Raw genomic sequence first — 19,181 nt, 5'->3', positions numbered from 1 at the left:
TCCTCTCATGTCCCGTGACCGAAGGGGCTGCCTGTCAGGGGCGTGGGCAGACCTCTCGACCCGGTGGGCCGGGCCGGGTGGAATGTGCACAGCATGAAGGTCAGGGGCTCCGTGCCCCACCGCTTCCAGGAGGTCCGTCCGGTGTCTTCCCGTCTTCCGCGGCACGTGCGAGTCGCCATCGTGGGGGCGGGTTTCGCCGGGCTGGGCATGGCCATCCGGTTGAGGCAGGAAGGCATCGACGACTTCGTCATCCTGGAGCGCGCAGGTGACGTGGGCGGCGTCTGGCGCGACAACGTCTATCCCGGCTGCGCGTGTGACGTGCAGTCGCTGCTGTATTCGTTCTCCTTCGCGCCGAACCTCGGCTGGTCACGGGTCTACTCACCAGGCTGGGAGATCCAGGGGTACCTGCGCGACTGTGTGCGGCGGTTCCAGTTGGAAGCCTTCCTGCGCTTCGGGCACGCGGTCCTCTCCGCGAAGTGGGACGTGGCGACGCGGCGCTGGGTGCTGGAGACGTCCCACGGCGTCCTCACCGCGGACACGCTCGTGGTCGCGGTGGGCACCTTGAGCGAGCCCGTGATTCCACCCCTGCCCGGGCTGGAGCGCTTCCAGGGCAAGGTGATGCATTCGGCGCGGTGGGATGCCAGCTACGCGCTGACCGGGCGCAAGGTGGGCGTGGTGGGCACGGGCGCGTCGGCGGTGCAGATCGTACCGGCCATCCAGCCGGAGGTCGGCCGGCTCGTCCTCTTCCAGCGCACGCCCGCGTGGGTGCTGCCTCGGGGTGACAAGCCCATCGGCGCCCTGCGCAAGGCCCTGTACCGGTGGGTGCCGGGCTCGCGCTGGCTCCTGCGCGAGGCGCTGCGCCTCCTGCGCGACAGCCTGGCCCTGGGCTTCGAGCACCCGTGGATCTTCCGGTTCGCGCAGCGGTGGGTGCGGTGGCACATGCTGAAGGCGGTGAAGGACCCGTCGCTCCGCGAGCGGCTCACGCCCCGTTACACGATGGGGTGCAAGCGCATCCTCGTCTCCGACGACTACCTGCCGGCCCTCACCCGCCCGAACGTGGAGGTCGTCACCGCGCCCATCCGCGAGGTGCGCGAGGACGCGGTCGTCACCGGCGATGGCGCGGTCCACCCGGTGGACACGCTTGTCTTCGGCACCGGGTTCCAGGCGACGGACATGCCGCTGGGGCACCACATCCAGGGGCGTGACGGCCGGACGCTCGCGCAGGTGTGGGCCGGCAGTCCCCGCGCCTTCCTTGGCACCACCGTGAGCGGCTTCCCCAACCTCTTCCTGCTTCAAGGGCCGCACACCACCCTGGGCCACACCTCCGTGCTGTTGATGATGGAGGCCCAGGTGGAGCACGTGCTGGGCGCGCTGCGCTACCTGGAGGCCCGGGGCGCGGCCGCGGTGGAGCCGGATCCCCGCGCCCAGGACGCCTTCGTGCGTGAGCTGGAGGCGCGGCTGTCCCGCACGGTGTGGAACCAGGGCGGATGCCGGAGCTGGTACATGGATGCCACGGGGCGCAACTCCGCCCTCTGGCCCGGCACCACCGGGGCCTTCCGCCACCGGGTGGAGCACTTCGAGCCGTCGGACTACGTCACGCTTCCACGGCCGGGCGCGCCTCGTACGCTCCGGCCGTGAGGTGATGGCGGGGCTTCAGGACTTCTTCGTGCGCTTCCGGGACGTGGTCTTCTTCGCCGTCGCACGGCGGGCGGCCACGGCGGTCCGCGTCTTCTTGGCGCCGGAGCGCTTGGCGGCGGGCTTCGCGCGCTCCTGCGCCGCGTGGTAGCGCTCCAGGAGCTTCGTGCCCTTGGTGGCGAGCCGCTTCGCTCCAGCGTTGTCCTTCGGCACGGGTTCGCCCCAGGCGCGGGCGGACAGGGCGAGGCGCGTGGGCTTGCCGTTGTCATCCACCATGGGCCCGCGCGGGTGCGCGAAGTGGCGGCGCAGGAAGCTGCCCTTCCTGCGCATCTTCTCCGGCGTGTCCGCCTTGCCCTTCACGCCGGGCTTGAGGTTCGCGCCTTCCTTCTCGTGGAACCACTCACGGCCCGCGGCGGTGAGGCCGCCCTTCGGATCCTTCAGGCGCCGCGTGCGCGTGACGCTCTTGCGAGTGGGAGACCGGGTCGGCATCGGGCGTGCTCCTCTTGGAACAGCGGTGAGGACTTCCGCATGAGAGGTAGGTCGTCCCGGCCCGGTTGGCACGACGCGACAGGCTGCCTGCTTCCTACGGCGAGGGCTTCGCCTCCGGAGGCACCAGCGAATCCGCCAGCGCACGGATCGCGAGCGCATGCGAGTGCCACAGGTCCTCGCCCTTGAAGACCTCCAGCGGGCGTTGGGGCGGCAGGCCCCGGGCCTCGTAGTCCTGGCCCCGCGCGTCGGCGTAGTGCTCGTTTGACAGGTGCACCGTCCACCCATTGGGCAGCGGCTTGACGAGCATGTCGGAGAACGCGCCCCGCGTGGCCGTGCCCACGTGGACGACGTTCGGAAGCGCGCGCAGGGCCAACGTGAGGACTTCGCCCGCGCTCACCGTGACGTCGCTCGTCACCACGTACACGGGCCCGTGGAAGGACGGCCGCGACGAGGGCTGGAGCGTGAACACCTGTGGCGGAACGCCTTTCGCTCCCGTCGCCCACTTGGAATACGCGCGCACGGGTCGGGCCGTGAAGCGCTCCGCGACGGCTCGGGCCACGGCGTCGTAGCCACCCCGGTTGTTGCTCACGTCCAGGATGACCGCGTCCGCACCCGCGAAGGCTGTCAGCGCTTCGTCCAGCGCCGGCTCCAGCGCGGCCAGCTCCTGGTCCAGCGTGGGCGTCCTTCCTTCTTCTCCGGCGACGAAGCCGCCCATCGTCAGCAGGTTGAGGTAGGCGACGCGGGGCGAGGCGAAGCCCCAGAGGACGCGCTGGTTCGCGACGTGATGTCCCTCGCCGCGCAGCACCGTCCGGAGGATGCCGTCGCGGTACGCGCGCATCCATTCACGCTGCACCTCCCTGACGGGACGGTCCATGGCCAGGGACGCCAGCTCCAGCATCTGGAACGTGCCCGTGGGATGGGGCTCGTACGTCAACGTCTCCGAAGACGCGTCGTCCGCCATCAGCTCCACGTGCGCATCGTCGAGCGAACGGAGCGCGTCCGCGAAGAGGTTGAACAGCGCGCGGCCGTCCATGGCCGGTGTCACCCGCGAGCGCTGCGCGTCCAGGCGGGACAGCCAGTCCGGGGCTCGCTGGGGGAAGGCGGCGTAGTGCTCCGCGAAGGTCGCCCGGAACACGTCGAACATCTCCAGCGCGCTCCACACGTGCGGCGTGTCGCAGCTGGCGGGCAGGGCAGGCAGGCGGTCGAAGCGGTAGCGCGTCTCCCCCGGTCCAGAGAGGAAGTCCCGAACGTCCGCCGAGGGCCCCGGCTCCTGCACACCGAACATCTCCGTGAGCTCCGCCGGCGATGCCGGATCCGGATAGCACCCCGCCGCCGTCTCGTGGTGCAGCCGCAGGCCCTCCGGCGTCACCGTGAGCAGCCATCCATACCCGCGCGAGCGCCACACGCCGTCCCCGTCCGCGGCGCTGCCCTTCGATGCGGCGTGCGGCGTGGCGCACGCGGTGAGCAGGCCCGCGAGGACGAGGAGAACGGCTTCGCTCCAACTTCCTCCACCACCCGACACCTTGGAGTGCGCGGGCCGGGGGGATGCGGGGCGTGCGCTATAAACCCCGCGCGGGGTGGGGGTGGCCTGCCCGCTGATGGGAGACATCATGGGTGGAGTCGCTCGGAAGTTGGGATGGGTGGCCCTGGCGCTGGCAGGGGCCTTCTGTCTGGGCGTGGTGGCGCTGCACCGGGGAGAGTCCATCAGCGCCATCTGGCTGGTGGTCGCCTCGGTCGCGGTCTTCATGCTGGGATATCGTTTCTACGGCCGCTTCATTGCCGAAAAAGCGCTCCAGGTGGACCCCTCGCGCGCCACCCCCGCCGAGCGCCGCAATGACGGCCTGGACTACGTGCCCACGGACCGGTGGGTCGTGTTCGGCCACCACTTCGCGGCCATCGCGGGCGCGGGTCCGCTGGTGGGCCCGGTGCTGGCGGCGCAGATGGGCTACCTGCCCGGCACGCTCTGGATTCTGGCGGGCGTGGTGGTGGCCGGCGCGGTGCAGGACTTCGTGACGCTGTTCCTGTCCGTGCGCCGCGACGGCAAGTCGCTGGGCGACATGGTGCGCATGGAGCTGGGGCCCGCGGCCGGCGTGACGGCCATGGTGGGCGTGCTGATGATCATGATGATCATCCTCGCGGTGCTGGCGCTGGTCGTGGTGAAGGCGCTGACGCACAGCCCCTGGGGCACCTTCACCGTGGCGATGACCATCCCCATCGCCGTGGCCATGGGCCTGTACCTGCGCTACGTGCGGCCCGGCAAGGTGCTGGAAGTCTCCATCGTCGGCTTCGTGCTCTTGATGCTCAGCATCTGGCTGGGCGGCCAGGTCTCCGAGTCCGCCACCTGGGGGCCCTGGTTCACCTTCGACAGCCGCACGCTGGCGTGGCTGCTCATCGGTTACGGGTTCTGCGCGGCGGTGCTTCCGGTGTGGCTGCTGCTTGCGCCGCGCGACTACCTGTCCACCTTCCTGAAGATTGGCACCGTGCTGCTGCTGGCGGTGGGCATCGTGCTGGCGGCACCGCACATGAAGATGCCGGCGGTGACGCGGTTCGTGGACGGCTCCGGACCGGTGTTCTCCGGCAGCCTCTTCCCGTTCCTCTTCATCACCATCGCGTGCGGAGCTGTGTCCGGGTGGCACTCGCTCATCGCGTCCGGCACCACGCCGAAGATGCTCGCCACGGAGGGTGACGCGAGGCTCGTGGGGTACGGCGCCATGCTGATGGAGGCCTTCGTGGCCATCATGGCGCTCATCGCCGCGTCGGTGCTGGAGCCGGGCGTCTACTTCGCCATGAACTCGCCCGCGGCGCTCATCGGCACCGAAGCGACGCAGGCGGCGGCGACGCTCAGCCAGTGGGGCTTCGTCATCACCCCGGAGGTGCTGGAGCAGACGGCGCGCGACATCGGTGAGACGACCATCCTGTCCCGCGCGGGCGGAGCGCCCACGCTGGCGGTGGGCATGGCGCAGATCCTCCACGGGCTGGTGTCCGGGAAGGGCATGATGGCCTTCTGGTACCACTACGCCATCCTCTTCGAGGCCCTCTTCATCCTCACCACCGTGGACGCCGGCACGCGCGTGGGGCGCTTCATGATTCAAGAGCTGGCGGGCCTGGTGTACGCGCCGCTCAAGCGCACGGAGTCCTGGGGCGCGAACCTGCTGGCCACCGCGCTGTGCGTGGCCGCCTGGGGCTACTTCCTCTACCAGGGCGTGGTGGATCCGCTGGGCGGCATCAACACGCTGTGGCCGCTGTTCGGCATCGCCAACCAGATGCTCGCCGCGGTGGCGCTCACGCTGGGCTGCGTGGCGCTGGTGAAGATGAAGCGCGAGCGCTACGTCTGGGTGCCCGGCATCCCCGCCGCGTGGCTGGTGCTGTGCACGCTCACCGCCGGCTTCCAGAAGGTGTTCGGCGGCGACGTGCGCGTGAGCTTCGTGGCCCACGCGCGGGCCTTCTCCCAGGCGGTGACCGAAGGGCGCCTCATCGCCCCGGCGAAGTCCGTGGAGGAGATGGAGGCCATCATCCGCAATGACTATCTGGATGCCGGCCTCACCGTGTTCTTCATGGTGGTGGTGGTGGCGACGATCCTCTTCGGCGTGCGCGCCGCGCTCCGCGCCCGGAGCTCGCCGGTGCCCACCTCGCACGAGACGCCCTACGTGGCCGCCGCCACCGTCCCGGTGAAGCCGTGAGGCGCGCGCTCACGCAGGCGCTCCTGCATGGCTGGCGTCAGGCTGTGCGCACCGCGCGGTCGATGATTGGCGTGCCGGATTACGACACCTACGTCGCCCACATGCGCCGTCACCATCCGGACAGAGCGGTGATGACCTACGCGGAGTTTTTCAACGACCGCCTCCAGGCCCGCTACCGCGCCGGTGGCGGCCGGTGCTGCTGAGCGGGTGAATCGTTGAGTCTTCCAGACAAAACTGCTTAGTGGGTTTTACGGGTCAAGCCCGTTCAACCCCTTCGCAGGAGTCTGCTGTGTCTCGTACCTCGACGCCGTTCCGGACGTGGGCGCTGGGCGCCGTGTTTCTCGCATCATTGGGAGGCTGCTCGGGCCCGGAGGATGCCCCTGCCGCCGGGGAGCCGATGGGGAAGGTGGAGGCCGCGGCGCTGTCGACGCGGGTGGTGGGCTACCTGCCGACGTGGGCAGGGGACGTGAACACGTTGCAGTACTCGAAGCTGTCTCACATCAACTACGCGTTCGCGCTGCCCACGGCGTCCGGCGGGCTCACGGGGGTGAGCAGCTCTGACGCGCGGCTGCGCTCGCTGGTGACGCAGGCGCATGCGCAGGGCGTGAAGGTGCTCATCGCCGTCGGTGGTTGGAACGACGGCAACGACAGCGGCTTCGAGCAGATGGCGGCCAACGCGAGCACGCGCACGGCGTTCGTGAATACGGTGGTGAACTTCGTCAACGCGGCCGGGCTGGACGGCGTGGACATCGACTGGGAGTACCCGGACCCCGGCACGTCGGGGAACAACTACGCGGCGCTGATGCGCGAGCTGGGCACGGCCATGCACAGCCGGGGCAAGCTGCTCACGGCGGCGGTGGTGGCCAATGGCTACACGGGCGGCGGCGTGCAGGCGTCCGTGTTCAACGACGTCGATTTCCTCAACATCATGGCGTACGACGGCGGGCAGCCGCATTCGACGTATGACCTGGCGGTCCAGTCGCTGAACTACTGGAAGGGGCGCGGTCTGCCGGCTTCGAAGGCGGTGCTGGGCGTGCCGTTCTACGGGCGCTCGCCGTCGAGCTACGTGGGCTATTCGGAGCTCGTCGCTCGCGATTCGCAGGCGCCCTACAAGGACAACGTGGGGGACGTCTATTACAACGGCATCGCGACCATCCAGGCGAAGACGCAGCTGGGGAAGCAGAACGGCGGCGTGATGATCTGGGAGCTGTCCCAGGACACGTCCGGGAGCACGTCGCTGCTCAACGCCATCTACTCCGTGGCGCAGGGCACGGGCGGCGGCACGGGCGCGTACCGGCTGGTGAACAAGGCCTCCGGCCGGTGCGTGGACATCAGCGGCCCCAGCACGGCGGACGGCGCCACCCTCCACCAGTGGGCCTGCCACACGGGCACCAGCCAGCAATGGTCGATGGAGGCGACGGACAGCGGCTACTACCGCTTCGTGTCGCGCTACAGCGGCAAGGCGCTGGACGTGCGGGACGTGAGCACGGCGGACGGCGCGGGGCTCCAGCAGTGGTCCTACGGCGGTGGGGCGAACCAGCAGTTCAAGCCGGTGGACCTGGGCAACGGCTACTTCCGGCTGGAGGCGCGCCACAGCGGCAAGGTGCTGGACGTGACGGGCTGCCAGCAGGGCAGCGGTGACGGCACGCCGCTCCAGCAGTGGACCTGGTTCAACAACGACTGCCAGCAGTTCAGGCTGGAAGCGCTGTAGTCCGCGATGGGCCGTGCCGGCCCCGTCGTCACTCCGGCACGGCCTTCGCGATGGCCTCGCGCAGCTTCGCGGCCAGCACGTGGAGATGCGGCGGCTTGAGGAAGGAGTAGTGGTCTCCGGGCACCACGTGCAGGTCCAGTCCGCCGGGCGCGTAGGCGGCCCAGCCGTGGTCCCAGCGGGAGGCCTCCGCTTCGAAGCTCGTGAAGGGGCCGCTGGCCGGCGGCGGTACGTAGACCCAGCCCGCGTTCAGGTGGACGTCGAACGCGTGGCGCAGTTGGTGCAGCGACTGCTCCGCCGCGAACAGGGGCCGGCTCGCTTCTTCCAGGACCTCCATCCACCGGCCCGGCGAGAGCCCTTCGTTCGGCGGCAGCGGCTGTCCGGAGGCGCGCAGCAGATCCTCCAGGAAGTTCGCGCTCAGCCGCGCCTTCGCGTCCACGTCGTCCGGGTTGCCGAAGTGCAGGCTCGCGGAGGAGTCGAGCAGCGCGACCAGCGCCACCGCCTCTCCTTCGCGACGCAGCTGGTGGGCCATCTCCCAGGCGACGGTGCCTCCCAGGGACCAGCCGCCCAGCAGGTAGGGGCCGTGGGGTTGGACCTCGCGCACCGCGCGCACGTAGAGGGCCGCCATCTCCACGATGGAGCCACACGGCGGTGCCTCACCGTCCAGGCCGCGGGCCTGGAGCCCGTAGAACGGCTGCTCCGGTCCCAACGCCCTTGCCAGCTCCGCGAAGGGCACGACGCTGCCGCCCACGGCATGGACGCAGAAGAAGGGACGCACGCCCTTCTTGCCCTTCTGGAGCGCGACCAACGGTGTCCAGGGCGTGGCGTCCCGGAGCGTGCTCGCGAGGTGCTCGACGGTGGCGTTCTGGAAGAGCGCCGCCACCGGCAGCGTCCGGCCCAGCCGGGCGTGGATGGCTGACTGCACGCGCAGCGTCAGCAGCGAGTGGCCGCCCAGCTCGAAGAAGTTGTCGTGCACGCCGATGGGATGCACGCCCAGCACCTCTTCCCAGATGCGCACGAGCTGGAGCTCCAGGGGTGTGCGGGGGCCCACCACGGTTCGCGTTGGCTCGCGGCCTGCCTCCGGCGCGGGCAGCGCCTTGCGGTTCACCTTGCCCGAGGGCGTCAGCGGGAAGCGCTCCATCGCCACCCAGCGCGCGGGCACCATGTATTCCGGCAGCCGCTGCTGGAGGAAGCTCCGCAGCGCGCCGGTATCGAGCGGCTTCCCTCCGGCGGCCACCACCCAGCCCACCAGCCGCTTCTGGCCGCTTCCGTCATCCCTCGCGTCGACGACGCAGTCGCGCACGGACGGGTGCTGCGCCAGCGCTGCTTCAATCTCTCCCAGCTCGATGCGGAAGCCGCGCACCTTGAGCTGCGCGTCGCGCCGGCCCAGGTACTCCAGCGTGCCGTCCGGAAGATGCCGCGCCCAGTCGCCCGTGCGGTACAGCCGGCCTCCGGGCGTGGCGCCGAGCGGATCCGGGATGAAGCGGTCGGCGGTGAGGCCGGGCTGGTTCAGGTAGCCACGGCAGACCTGGACGCCGCCCACGTACAGCTCGCCCGTGACGCCCCGGGGCACCGGCTGGAGGTTCGCGTCCAGCACGTACACGGGCACGTTGAGCAGGGGCTGGCCAATGGAGGGCAGGGCAGGCCAGGTGTCGGGGTCTCCGTTCAGCGACAGCGACGTCACCGCGTGGGCTTCGGATGGGCCGTAGTGGTTGTGCAGCACCGCGCCCGTGCGCTTCATGAAGCGGCGGATCGCCGGAGTCATGCGCAGCTGCTCGCCCGCGACCATGATCTCCCGGACGCGCGTGGGGAAGGTGCCTTCACGCTCGGCCACCTCCGCCAGGTTCTGGAGCGCGACGAAGGGCATGAAGAACCGCTCGATGCCCGCGCCCTCCAGCAGGGCCAGCAGTTGGCTCGCGTCGCGGCGGACCTCGTCGGTGAGCAGCACCAGCTCACCGCCCGCGGCCCAGGTCGCGAAGAGCTCCTGGAAGGACACGTCGAAGCTCAGCGCGGAGAACTGGAGCGTACGGGCCCCGGGCGCCACCGAATCCCCCAGTTGCCAGTGCAGCAGGTTCACCAGCGCCTCGTGGTGCATCGCGATGCCCTTGGGCGTCCCCGTGGAGCCGGAGGTGAAGATGACGTAGGCGAGCGACTGCGCGGTGCCCCGGGCTTCGGGCCGCGTGCCGGGTTCCCGGGCAAGGACCTCCGTCCGTGCGTCCAGCTCAAGCACCCGCGCCGCGCCGGTCTCCAGCACGCCGCGCAGCTCGCGCGTGGTGAGCAGCACCGCCGCGCCCGAGGCCTGGAGCATCGCGGTGAGCCGCTCCGGTGGATATGCCGGATCCAGGGGGACGTACGCGCCTCCCGCCTTGAGCGTGCCCAGCACCGCCACGGGCAACTCCAGCGAGCGCCGCAGGTGGATGCCCACGCGGACGTCCGTCCCCACGCCCAGGCCGCGCAGGTGGTGCGCGAGCTGGTTCGCTCTCCGCTCCAGCTCCCCGTAGGTGAGTGACTCGTCCCCGAAGCGCACCGCGATGGCGTCAGGTGTCCGCGAGGCGGTGGCCTCGAAGAACGCGTGGATGCCCGGCACGGCGGGGAAGGCCGCGGGTTTGTTCGCCCACGCCGCGAGCTGTCGCCGCTCCGCGTCCGCGAGCAGGGGCAGCGTGCCCAGGGGCGCGTCCGGAGCCGCGAGCGCGCCTTCGAGCAGCCGCGTGTAGTGATCCGCGAACCGCGCCACCGTGGCCTCGTCGAAGAGGGCGGTGTTGTACTCCCAGAGGGTGGACCAGCCCTCCGGCGTTTCACGCACGAAGAGGGTGAGGTCGAACTTCGCCATGCCCGGCTCGAATGCCAGGGCGCTGACGCGGACGCCGGGCAGCTCCCAGGGCGCGCCACCGTTCTGGAAGACGAACATGACCTGGAACAGTGGAGAGCGGCCCAGGTCCCGCGTGGGGACCAGCGCGTCCACGAGCTGTTCGAACGGCATGTCCTGGTGGGCATAGGCGCCCAGGCACGCCTCGCGCACGCGGCCCAGCAGCGCGCGGAAGCTCTCCGCGCCGGACGCATCCACGCGCAGGGCCAGGGTGTTGGTGAAGAAGCCGATGAGGTTCTCCACCTCTCGCTGGCCGCGCCCTGCGATGGGCGTGCCGATGACGACGTCGTCCTGGCCGCTGTGTCGCGCGAGCAGCGCGTGGAATCCCGCCAGCAGCAACATGAAGGGCGTGACGCCCGCGTCGCGCGCCAGGGACTGCACGGCGGCGGGAATGGAGGCGGGCAGCGGGCGCGGAAGCTGGAGGCCCTGATAGGTCTGCACCGAGGGCCGGGGCCGGTCGGTGGGCAGCTCCAGCGTCGGCGGCGCGCCTTCCAGGTGCTGCTTCCACCACGCGCGCTGGGCCTCCAGCGTCTCTCCCGCCATCACCTGGCGCTGCCACCCGGCGAAGTCCGCGTACTGCACGGGCAGGGGCGGCAGGGTCAGCGCTTCGCCCTGGTGACGTGCCGTGTAGAGGGCCTTCAGCTCGCGCACCAGGATGTCGATGGACCAGAAGTCACACACGATGTGGTGCATGGCGAGCAGCAGCGTGTGCCGCTCCGGCGCCGTGCGCACCAGCGTGGCGCGCACCAGCGGGCCGCGCTCCAGGTCGAAGGGCTTCTTCACCTCCGCCTCCGCGCGTGAGCGCAGCAGCGCGTCCCCGTCCAGGGACTCGAGGTCGAGCGTGAACGGACGGTGCTCCGCGACGTGCTGCACCGGGTGGCCCTCGGCGTCGCTGAACGTGGTCCTCAGGGCTTCGTGCCGTTGGATGAGCGCATCCAGCGCGCCCTCCAGCGCCGCGACGTCCAGCGGGCCGTCGAGGTGGAAGAAGAAGGGCACGTTGTACGCGCTCCCCCGCGGATCCAACCGCGCGAGGAACCACAGGCGCTGCTGCGCGAAGGACAAGGGCCGTGGCTTGTCCCGCGATCCCGCGACGATGGGCGGCACCGGCGGGCCGCTGTCTCCCTTCTGCAGGGCCTCCAGCCGCTCCGCGAACCCGGACACCGTGGGGGACTCCAGCAGCAGGCGCAGGGGCACGTCCCGCTGGAGCACGTCACGCAGCCGCGACACCACCCGCGTGGCGAGGAGCGAGTGTCCGCCCAGCTCGAAGAAGTGGTCGTGCGCTCCCACGCGGGGCACGCCCAGCAGCGGCGCCCACAGCTCCGCCACCAGCGTCTCCCAGCCCTCGCGTGGCGCCACGTAGGCGTCCGGGCCCGACTGCGTGCCCGGCGCGGGCAGGGCCTTGCGGTCCACCTTTCCCGAAGGGGTCAGCGGCAGCCGCTCCAGCTTCACGAACGCGGAGGGCACCATGTGCGCGGGCAGCCGCGCGGCCATCTGGGTGCGCAGGTCGCCCGTGTCCACGCGCGCGCCGGTGACGTAGGCCACGAGCCGCTTGTCGCCAGGGACGTCCTCGCGCACGACGACGCCCGCGTCCTCCACGCCCGGCGAGGCCTTGAGCGCGGCCTCGATCTCTCCTGGCTCGATGCGGAAGCCGCGCACCTTCACCTGCGAGTCGGTCCGGCCCAGGAAGTCGAGGACGCCGTCTGGCCGCCACCGCACCCGGTCGCCCGTGCGGTACAGCCGCGCGCCCGGCGTCGTGCTGAACGGGTGCGGCACGAAGCGCTCCGCGGTCTGCGCGGGCTGGCTCAGATAGCCCCACGCGAGGCCATCGCCGCCCAGGTACAGCTCACCCGCCACGCCCACCGGCACCGGCGCGCCCAGCGTGTCCAGCACGTAGGCTTGCGTGTTCGTGATGGGCCGGCCGATGGGCACGGGACGTCCGTCGTCCACCATGCCCTCCAGAGAATGGGCGGTGGAGTAGGTGGTGTTCTCCGTGGGGCCGTAGACGTTGATGACGTCCCGGCCCGCCTCGCGCACCTGTCGCGCGGCCAGCGAGGACATGGCCTCGCCGCCCGTCATCACCTGCCGAACGCGCGCGAGCGCCCGGGGCTGGAACATCGCCATCTGGTTGAAGAGGGCGGTGGTGAGGAACAGCATGGTGATGCCCTGCTGCTCCAGCACCCCGGTCAGCTCCTCCAGCGAGGGCGGGTGCGCCGGGAAGACCACGAGCTTCGCGCCATGCAGGAGCGCGCCCCACAGCTCCAGCGTCGATGCGTCGAAGGAGATGGGCGCCAGTTGGAGGAGGACCTCCTCCGGGCCGAAGCGCGCGTACGTCGTCCCCTTCACCAGACGCACCACGCCCCGGTGCGGGATGCACACGCCCTTGGGCCGGCCGGTGCTGCCGGACGTGTACATGACATACGCCAGCGCATCCGCGGGCACGGTGACGCGCGGGGCCCGCGTGGACTCGCGCGAGAACGCGTCCCAGGACGGTTCCAGCGCCACCACGCGCGCGTCCAGCCCCGCGAGCTTCTCCTCCTGCCCGGGCTGGGCCAGCAGCACCGGCAGGCGCGTGTCCCGGGCCATGAAGAGCAGGCGCTCGGTGGGGTAGGCCGGATCCAACGGGACGTAGGCGCCGCCCGCCTTGAGGATGGCCAGCGTGGCCACGACCATCTCCAGCGAGCGGCCCGTGCACAGGCCCACCGGTGTGCCCACGTCCACACCCAGCGCGCGCAGGTGGTGCGCGAGCTGGTTCGCGCGTGCGTCCAGCTCCGCGTACGTCAGCTGGCGGCCCTCGAACTCCACCGCGATGGCCTGGGGCCTTGCCCGTGCCTCTTCCTCGAAGAGCGAGGTGAGCGACGCCTCGCGCGGAAAGTCCGCGAGGGTGTCGTTCCAGGTGAACAGCAGCCGCTGGCGCTCCTCGTCGGTGAGCAGCGGGAGCCTGCCCACGGGTTCTTCCAACCGCGCGACGGCGGCCGCGAGCAGGCGCGTGTAGTGCTCGGCCATGCGCGCGACGGTCGCTTCCTCGAAGAGGGCGGTGTTGTACTCCCAGACGAAGTCCAGGCCTTCGGCGGACGGCTGGGCGAAGAGGGTGAGGTCGAACTTCGCCATCCCCGTCTCCACGTCCAGCGGCGCCACGGACACGTCCGGCAGGGCGCGCGCGGCGGGGCCTCCGGCGTTCTGGAGCACGAACATCACCTGGAACAGCGGCGCGCGGCTGGGGTCGCGTTCGGACTGGAGCGAGCGCACCAACTGTTCGAAGGGCATGTCCTGGTGGGCGAAGGCCTCCAGCGTGAGGTCGCGGACGCGGCCCACGAGCTCGCGGAAGCTCGCATCCCGGGACGAGGTGATGCGCAGCGGCACCGTGTTGATGAAGAAGCCGACCAGCCCCTCCAACTCCTGATGCTCGCGGCCGGCGAGGGGCGCGCCGATGACGACGTCATGCTGGCCGCTGTAGCGGGCGAGCAGGGCGTGGAAGCCCGCCAGCAGCAGCATGAAAGGGGTGGCGCCTTCCTGCTGCGCCAGCGCCTCCAGGGCTCGCGACAGCGCGGGCGACGCCTTCAGGGACAGGTGCGCGCCCTCGAAGGTCTGCACCGCCGGACGCGGCCGGTCCGTGGGCAGGTCGAGGAAGGCCGGTGCGTCCTGGAGCCGGGCCTTCCAATACCCGAGCCGTGTCTCCACCTCCGCGCCCACCCACGTCTGTTGTTGCCAGCGCGCGAAGTCCGCGGGCTGGAGGGACAGGGGCGGAAGCTCCGCCGCGCCGCCGCCGGTGGCCTCGCGGTAGAGTGCCGTCAGCTCTCGCTCCAACACGCCCAGCGACCAGCCGTCGCAGATGATGTGGTGGAAGGTGACGAGCAGGGCGTGCTCCCCGTCCCGCACGCGCACCAGCGTCGCGCGCACGAGCGGCCCCCGGGCCAGGTCGAAGGGAAGGCGCACCTCCGCCTCCGCGCGTCGCACGAGCTCGGCCTCCGACGACACGTGCTCGCGCCGCAGCGGCAGGCGCGGTTCCGGGGCGATGCGCTGCACCGGCTGGCCCTGGTGTTCCACGAAGGTGGTGCGCAGCGCCTCGTGACGCCGCACGAGCGCCTGGAGGGATTGCTCCAGCGCGCCGTCATCCAGCGGTCCGCTCCAGCGCGTGAACCAGGGCAGGTTGTACGAGAAGCCGTCCGGATCCATCCGGGTGAGGAACCACAGGCGCGCCTGGGCGGAGGACAGCGGCGGGACTTCGTCGCGCGGGCGCGGCGCGAGCGGCGGCGCTTCCCCGTCCGCCTTCGGCCGCAGCGAGGCCAGGTGGGCGGCCAGCTCCTCCACGGTGGGGTGCTCGAACAGGACCCGCACCGGCAGCTCCACCTGGAGCCGGTCGCGCAGCCGCGCGGTGACCTGGGTCGCCAGGAGCGAGTGGCCGCCCCGTTCGAAGAAGTGGTCGTGCGCGCCCACGCGCGGCAGGCGCAGGAGCGCGGCGAAGACTCCCGCGACCTCCGTCTCCAGGGGCGTGCGGGGGGCCACGAAGGCCTGGGCCGCGTCCGCGTCGTCGTCCGGAGCGGGCAGTGCGCGCCGGTCCAGCTTGCCGCTGGGGGTGAGGGGGAACGCGTCCAGCAACACGAAGGCCGCGGGCACCATGTACTCCGGCAGCCGGTCGCGGAGCACCGCCTTGAGCGCGCCCGCGTCCACGTCCGCTCCGGCCTGTGTCACCACGTAGGCCACCAGGTGCTTGCCCCGCGCCGCGTCCTCCCGCGCGATGACCGCGACGTCCTTCACGCCCGGCAGCTTCGCCACCGCCGCCTCGACCTCCGGCAGCTCGATGCGATAGCCGCGGATCTTCACCTGGGCATCGCGCCGGCCCAGGAACTCCATCGTGCCGTCCGGCAGGTACCGCGCGAAGTCACCGGTGCGGTACATCCGCGCGCCCGGATGCGGGCTCAGCGGATCCGGCATGAAGCGCTCCGCCGTGAGGTCCGGCCGGTGCAGGTAGCCGCGCGCCAGCCCCGCGCCGCCGATGTACAGCTCGCCCGCGACGCCCACGGGCACCGGCTCCCAGCGCGCATCCAGCAGGTATGTGCGCGCGTTGGTGATGGTGCGGCCAATGGGCGGCAGGTCCGGCCAGGCGTCCGGGTTGCCCTTCAGCACGTGGGCCGAGGCCGCGTGTGTCTCCGTGGGGCCGTAATGGTTGTCCAGCACGCACCCGTCCAGCGCGTGGAGCAGCCGCCGCAGCGCGGGCGTCATCCGGAGTTGCTCGCCCGCGGTGTTGATCTCCTTGAGCGACGTGGGCAGCAGGCCATCCGAGTCCGCCACCTCCGCCAGGTGCTGCAAGGCGACGAACGGCAGGAAGATGCGCTCCACGCCCTGGTCGCGCATCAGCGTGAGCAGGGCCCGGCCGTCGCGCCGCGTGTCCTCCGAGACGAGCACCAGCTCCCCGCCCGCGGCGAACGTGGGCAGCATCTCCTGGAAGCACACGTCGAAGCTCAGCGCGGAGAACTGGAGCGTGCGCCCCCGGGGCGCGGTGGAGCGGCGCACCTGCCACTGGATGAGGTTGAAGAGCGGGCGGTGCGGCATCGCCACGCCCTTGGGCACGCCCGTGGAGCCCGACGTGAAGATGACGTAGGCCAGCGTGTCCGGTCCGCCCGCGGGCGTGGGCGCGGTGTCCGGCGTGGACAGGTCGTCCTCCAGGAACAGCTGCTCCGCGCCGCCCTCCGGCAGCCCCGACGCCAGGGAGCGCCGCGTGACGAGCACCTTCGCGCGCGACGTCTCCAGCATCAGCGCCAGCCGCTCCGGTGGGTACGCCGGATCCAACGGACAGTAGGCCGCGCCCGACTTGAGGATGCCCAGCACGCCCACCGCCAGCTCCAGCGAGCGGTCCACGCACAGCCCCACCGCCGTGTCCGGCGTCACGCCGCGCTGGCGCAGCGCATGGGCGACGCGGTTGGCCCGCCGGTCCAGCTCCGCGTACGTGAGGCTCGCCTCCCCGAAGCGCACCGCGATGGCGTCCGGACTCCGGCGCACGCTGGCTTCGAAGAGGGCGTGCACGCCGGGGTGTACCGCCACGTCCGCGCCGGTGTCGTTCCAGTCCATCACCGCGCGTTCCCGCTCGCGCGCGGTCAGCAGCGGCAGCGTGGACACCGGAGACCCAGGATTCGCGACGGCGCCCTCCAGCAGGCGCGCGTAGTGCGCCGCCATGCGCGCGATGGTCGCCTCCTCGAAGAGGTCCGCGTTGTACTCCCAGCGCGCCTCCAGGCCGCTGGGGTCGTCGTAGAGGAAGAGGGTGATGTCGAAGCGCGCGACGCCGGGCTCGAAGTCCAGCTCCGTCACGGTGAGGCCGGGCCACTTCAGCGCGGCCCACGGCGAGTTCACGTGCACGAACATCACCTGGAACAGTGGGGAGCGGCTGGGGTCTCGCTGCGGCACCAGCAGGTCCACCAGTTGTTCGAAGGGCATGTCCGGATGCGCGTACGCGCCCAGGCACACGTCGCGCACGCGGCCAAGCAGCGCGAGGAACGCCGGGTCGCCGGACGTGTCCAGCCGCAGCGCCAGGGTGTTGGCGAAGAAGCCGATGAGCCGCTCCACCTCCCGCCGCCCGCGCCCCGCCACGGGTGTGCCCACCACCAGGTCCTCCTGTCCGCTGTAGCGCGACAGCAGCACCTGGAACGCCGCCAGCAGCGTCATGTACGGCGTGACGGCCGCCTTGCGGGAGAGCTCGCGGATGCCCGTGGCCAGGGCCTGGGGCATGGGCAGGCGGTACACCGCGCCCCGGGACGTCTGACGCGGCGGACGCGGCCGGTCCGTGGGCAGCTCCAGCGCGGGAGGCGCGCCGGAAAGCCGCTCCTTCCACCACGCGCGCTCGGCCTCCAGGACGTCACCGGTGAGCGTCTGGCGCTGCCAGTGCGCGAAGTCCGCGTACTGCGCCGGAAGCTCCGGCAGCCGGGGCGGCTCGTTCCGGATGGCGGCGGCATAGAGCGCGCTCAGCTCATTCGCCATCCACCCCAGCGACACCGCGTCGCAGACGATGTGGTGCGTGACGAAGAGCAGCGCGTGCTCCTCCGGCGCCAGCCGCACCAGCGTGGCCCGCGCCAGCGGCCCGTGCTCCAGGTCGAACGGCGTGCGCGCCTCGGCTTCGGCGTGCGCGCGCAGGTCCTGCTCCCGCCCGGTCAGGTCCTTGCGGCGGAGCGTCAGCGTCATGGAGGCAGCGATGCGCTGCACCGGCTGGCCGTCCACGGCGGCGAACGTGGTGCGCAGGGCTTCGTGCCGGTCCACGACCCCCTGGAGGGCCCGCTCCAGCGCGTCCGCGTCCAGCGCGCCCTTGAGCCGCACGAAGAAGTAGACGTTGTACGTGGCGCTCGTGCCCTCCATCTGCGCCAGGAACCACAGGCGCTGCTGCATGAAGGACAGCGGCAGCGCCTCTGTCCTGGGAACGAGCGGCAGCGGGATGCGCTTCTTGCCCGGGGCAACCGGCGAGGAGGTCGTCATCGTGAAGGCCCTGTCAGGTCTCGTAGGCGGCGAAGCCGCGCGAGCGCAGCGTGCGCAAGAGGACGGTGAAGAGGAGGAACCCGAACGCCGCGCCCCCCATGACGGCCCGGACACCCAGCCGGTCCGCGAGCGCGCCCTGCGACCACACGCCCACCGTGAAGCCGACGAAGAGCAGCATGGAGTTGAGGCTGGCGATGCGCGCCTGGAGCTCGCCCGACACGCGCGCCTGGCACACCGTGGCCAGCCCCGTGAGCGTCAGCATGTACAGCGACCCCAGCAGCAGCACCGCCACCGTCGCGAACCCCAGCGACGGGGCCAGCCAGTACGCCGCCGCCACCGGACCGATGAGCACCAGGCTCACCTCCAAGAGCCGCGCCCGTCCCAGCCGGTCCGCCAGCGTGCCCGCGCTCAGCGCCGCCAGGAACGCCCCCGCGCCCTGCGCCGTCACCAGCATCGACGTGGCGCCCGCGTCCTGGCCGAACACCCGGATGGCCATCACCGGCGCCAGCGCCGTGAACGGGGCGATGCAGAGCGCGATGGCCAGCGTCCCGCCCATGGCCATGAGCAGCGCCTCATCCGCGCGCGCCACCTGGAAGCCGCGCGTGATGCCCGCCCACAGCCCTTCCGGCGACGCGGGCTTCGCCACGGCCGGGGCCCCGCGCACGCCCAGGAGCGACAGCATCACCGCGGCGAAGGACAGCGTGTTGAGCAGCAGCACCCAGCCGATGTCCGCGTGCGCGATGAGCAGCGCCGCCAGCGCCGGGCCACAGATGCGCCCCAGGTTGGCCTGGGCCGAGTTGAGGCTGAGCGCGCTGTGCAGGTCCTCCTTCGGCACCGAGACCGCGATGAGCGCGGAGAACGCGGGCATGAACAGCGTCACCGCGCAGCCGTTGAGGAACGAGATGACCGCCACCCAGCGCACCGTCAGCCCGCCGGTGAAGGCCAGCGCCGCCAGCGTCCCCGCGAGCACCATCTGCACCAGTGCCCCCAGCCCCACCGCGCGCCGCCGGTCGAAGCGGTCTCCCAGCGCGCCTCCCAGCGGAGACAGCAGGATGGACGGCAGCCACGTCAGCGCCGCCACGCCGCCCGTCCACTCCGCCCGGCCCGTGACCTTCGTCACGTACACGCCCAGCGCCAGCACCTCCATCCACGTGCCGATGTTGGACAGCGCCGCGCCACTCCACAGGAAGGCGAAGTCGCGGTGCTTCAACGCGCGCAGCGAGGACAGGCGGGACGAAGGAGACGTGGACACACCTCGCTTTCTAATTCACCGAGAGCGCCGGGTGTTCGCGGACTTCCAATCTGTTTGGTTTAGATGGAGTTCCGGCGGAAACATGCAGTGCTG

The 19,181-nt window shown here is 71.4% G+C and carries 8 protein-coding genes; 4 read left to right on the top strand and 4 right to left on the bottom strand.

Annotated elements, in window-relative coordinates; all coding sequences use genetic code 11:
- Positions 1-93: 93 nt before the first annotated feature.
- On the top strand, positions 94-1,638 hold the full coding sequence (locus ACX114_RS29155; RefSeq protein ID WP_459289875.1) for a flavin-containing monooxygenase: 1,545 nt from the start codon (positions 94-96) through the stop codon (positions 1,636-1,638).
- 15 nt (positions 1,639-1,653) lie between these two features.
- Here the strand turns inward: ACX114_RS29155 and ACX114_RS29150 are convergent, their stop codons facing one another.
- Positions 1,654-2,124 carry a DUF6321 domain-containing protein gene (locus ACX114_RS29150; protein ID WP_459289873.1) on the bottom strand — a complete coding sequence of 157 codons (471 nt, stop codon included), beginning with the start codon at positions 2,122-2,124 and terminating at the stop codon, positions 1,654-1,656.
- A gap of 94 nt (positions 2,125-2,218) precedes the next feature.
- Positions 2,219-3,736, bottom strand: a complete 1,518-nt coding sequence (locus ACX114_RS29145; protein WP_459289871.1) for a S41 family peptidase — start codon at positions 3,734-3,736, stop codon at positions 2,219-2,221.
- On the opposite strand from ACX114_RS29145, the gene ACX114_RS29140 reads away from it, so the two are divergent.
- The 3 genes from ACX114_RS29140 (at position 3,735) to ACX114_RS29130 (ending at position 7,515) form a co-directional block, all read left to right on the top strand.
- A complete protein-coding gene (locus ACX114_RS29140; protein WP_459289870.1) occupies positions 3,735-5,804 on the top strand; it encodes a carbon starvation CstA family protein in 2,070 nt (689 codons plus the stop codon). The two genes, ACX114_RS29145 and ACX114_RS29140, sit on opposite strands and share 2 nt — an antisense overlap.
- Complete coding sequence (locus tag ACX114_RS29135) at positions 5,801-6,007, top strand: YbdD/YjiX family protein (protein WP_459289868.1); 207 nt, start codon at positions 5,801-5,803, stop codon at positions 6,005-6,007. Before ACX114_RS29140 ends, ACX114_RS29135 begins: the two co-directional genes overlap by 4 nt.
- 86 nt (positions 6,008-6,093) lie before the next feature.
- Complete coding sequence (locus ACX114_RS29130) at positions 6,094-7,515, top strand: RICIN domain-containing protein (protein ID WP_459289866.1); 1,422 nt, start codon at positions 6,094-6,096, stop codon at positions 7,513-7,515.
- A gap of 28 nt (positions 7,516-7,543) precedes the next feature.
- Here ACX114_RS29130 and ACX114_RS29125 read toward each other — a convergent pair whose 3' ends face one another.
- Together ACX114_RS29125 and ACX114_RS29120 are read right to left on the bottom strand one after the other, a co-directional pair.
- Positions 7,544-17,836 carry a non-ribosomal peptide synthetase gene (locus ACX114_RS29125; protein ID WP_459289864.1) on the bottom strand — a complete coding sequence of 3,431 codons (10,293 nt, stop codon included), beginning with the start codon at positions 17,834-17,836 and terminating at the stop codon, positions 7,544-7,546.
- A 13-nt stretch (positions 17,837-17,849) separates the two neighbouring features.
- Positions 17,850-19,088 carry an MFS transporter gene (locus ACX114_RS29120; RefSeq protein ID WP_459289862.1) on the bottom strand — a complete coding sequence of 413 codons (1,239 nt, stop codon included), beginning with the start codon at positions 19,086-19,088 and terminating at the stop codon, positions 17,850-17,852.
- Between the last annotated feature and the right edge of the window lie 93 nt (positions 19,089-19,181).

This window comes from Corallococcus sp. M7, from assembly GCF_054512695.1.
The sequence above is the reverse complement of the archived record's forward strand: the minus strand, read 5'-3'. Positions and strand labels throughout refer to the sequence as shown.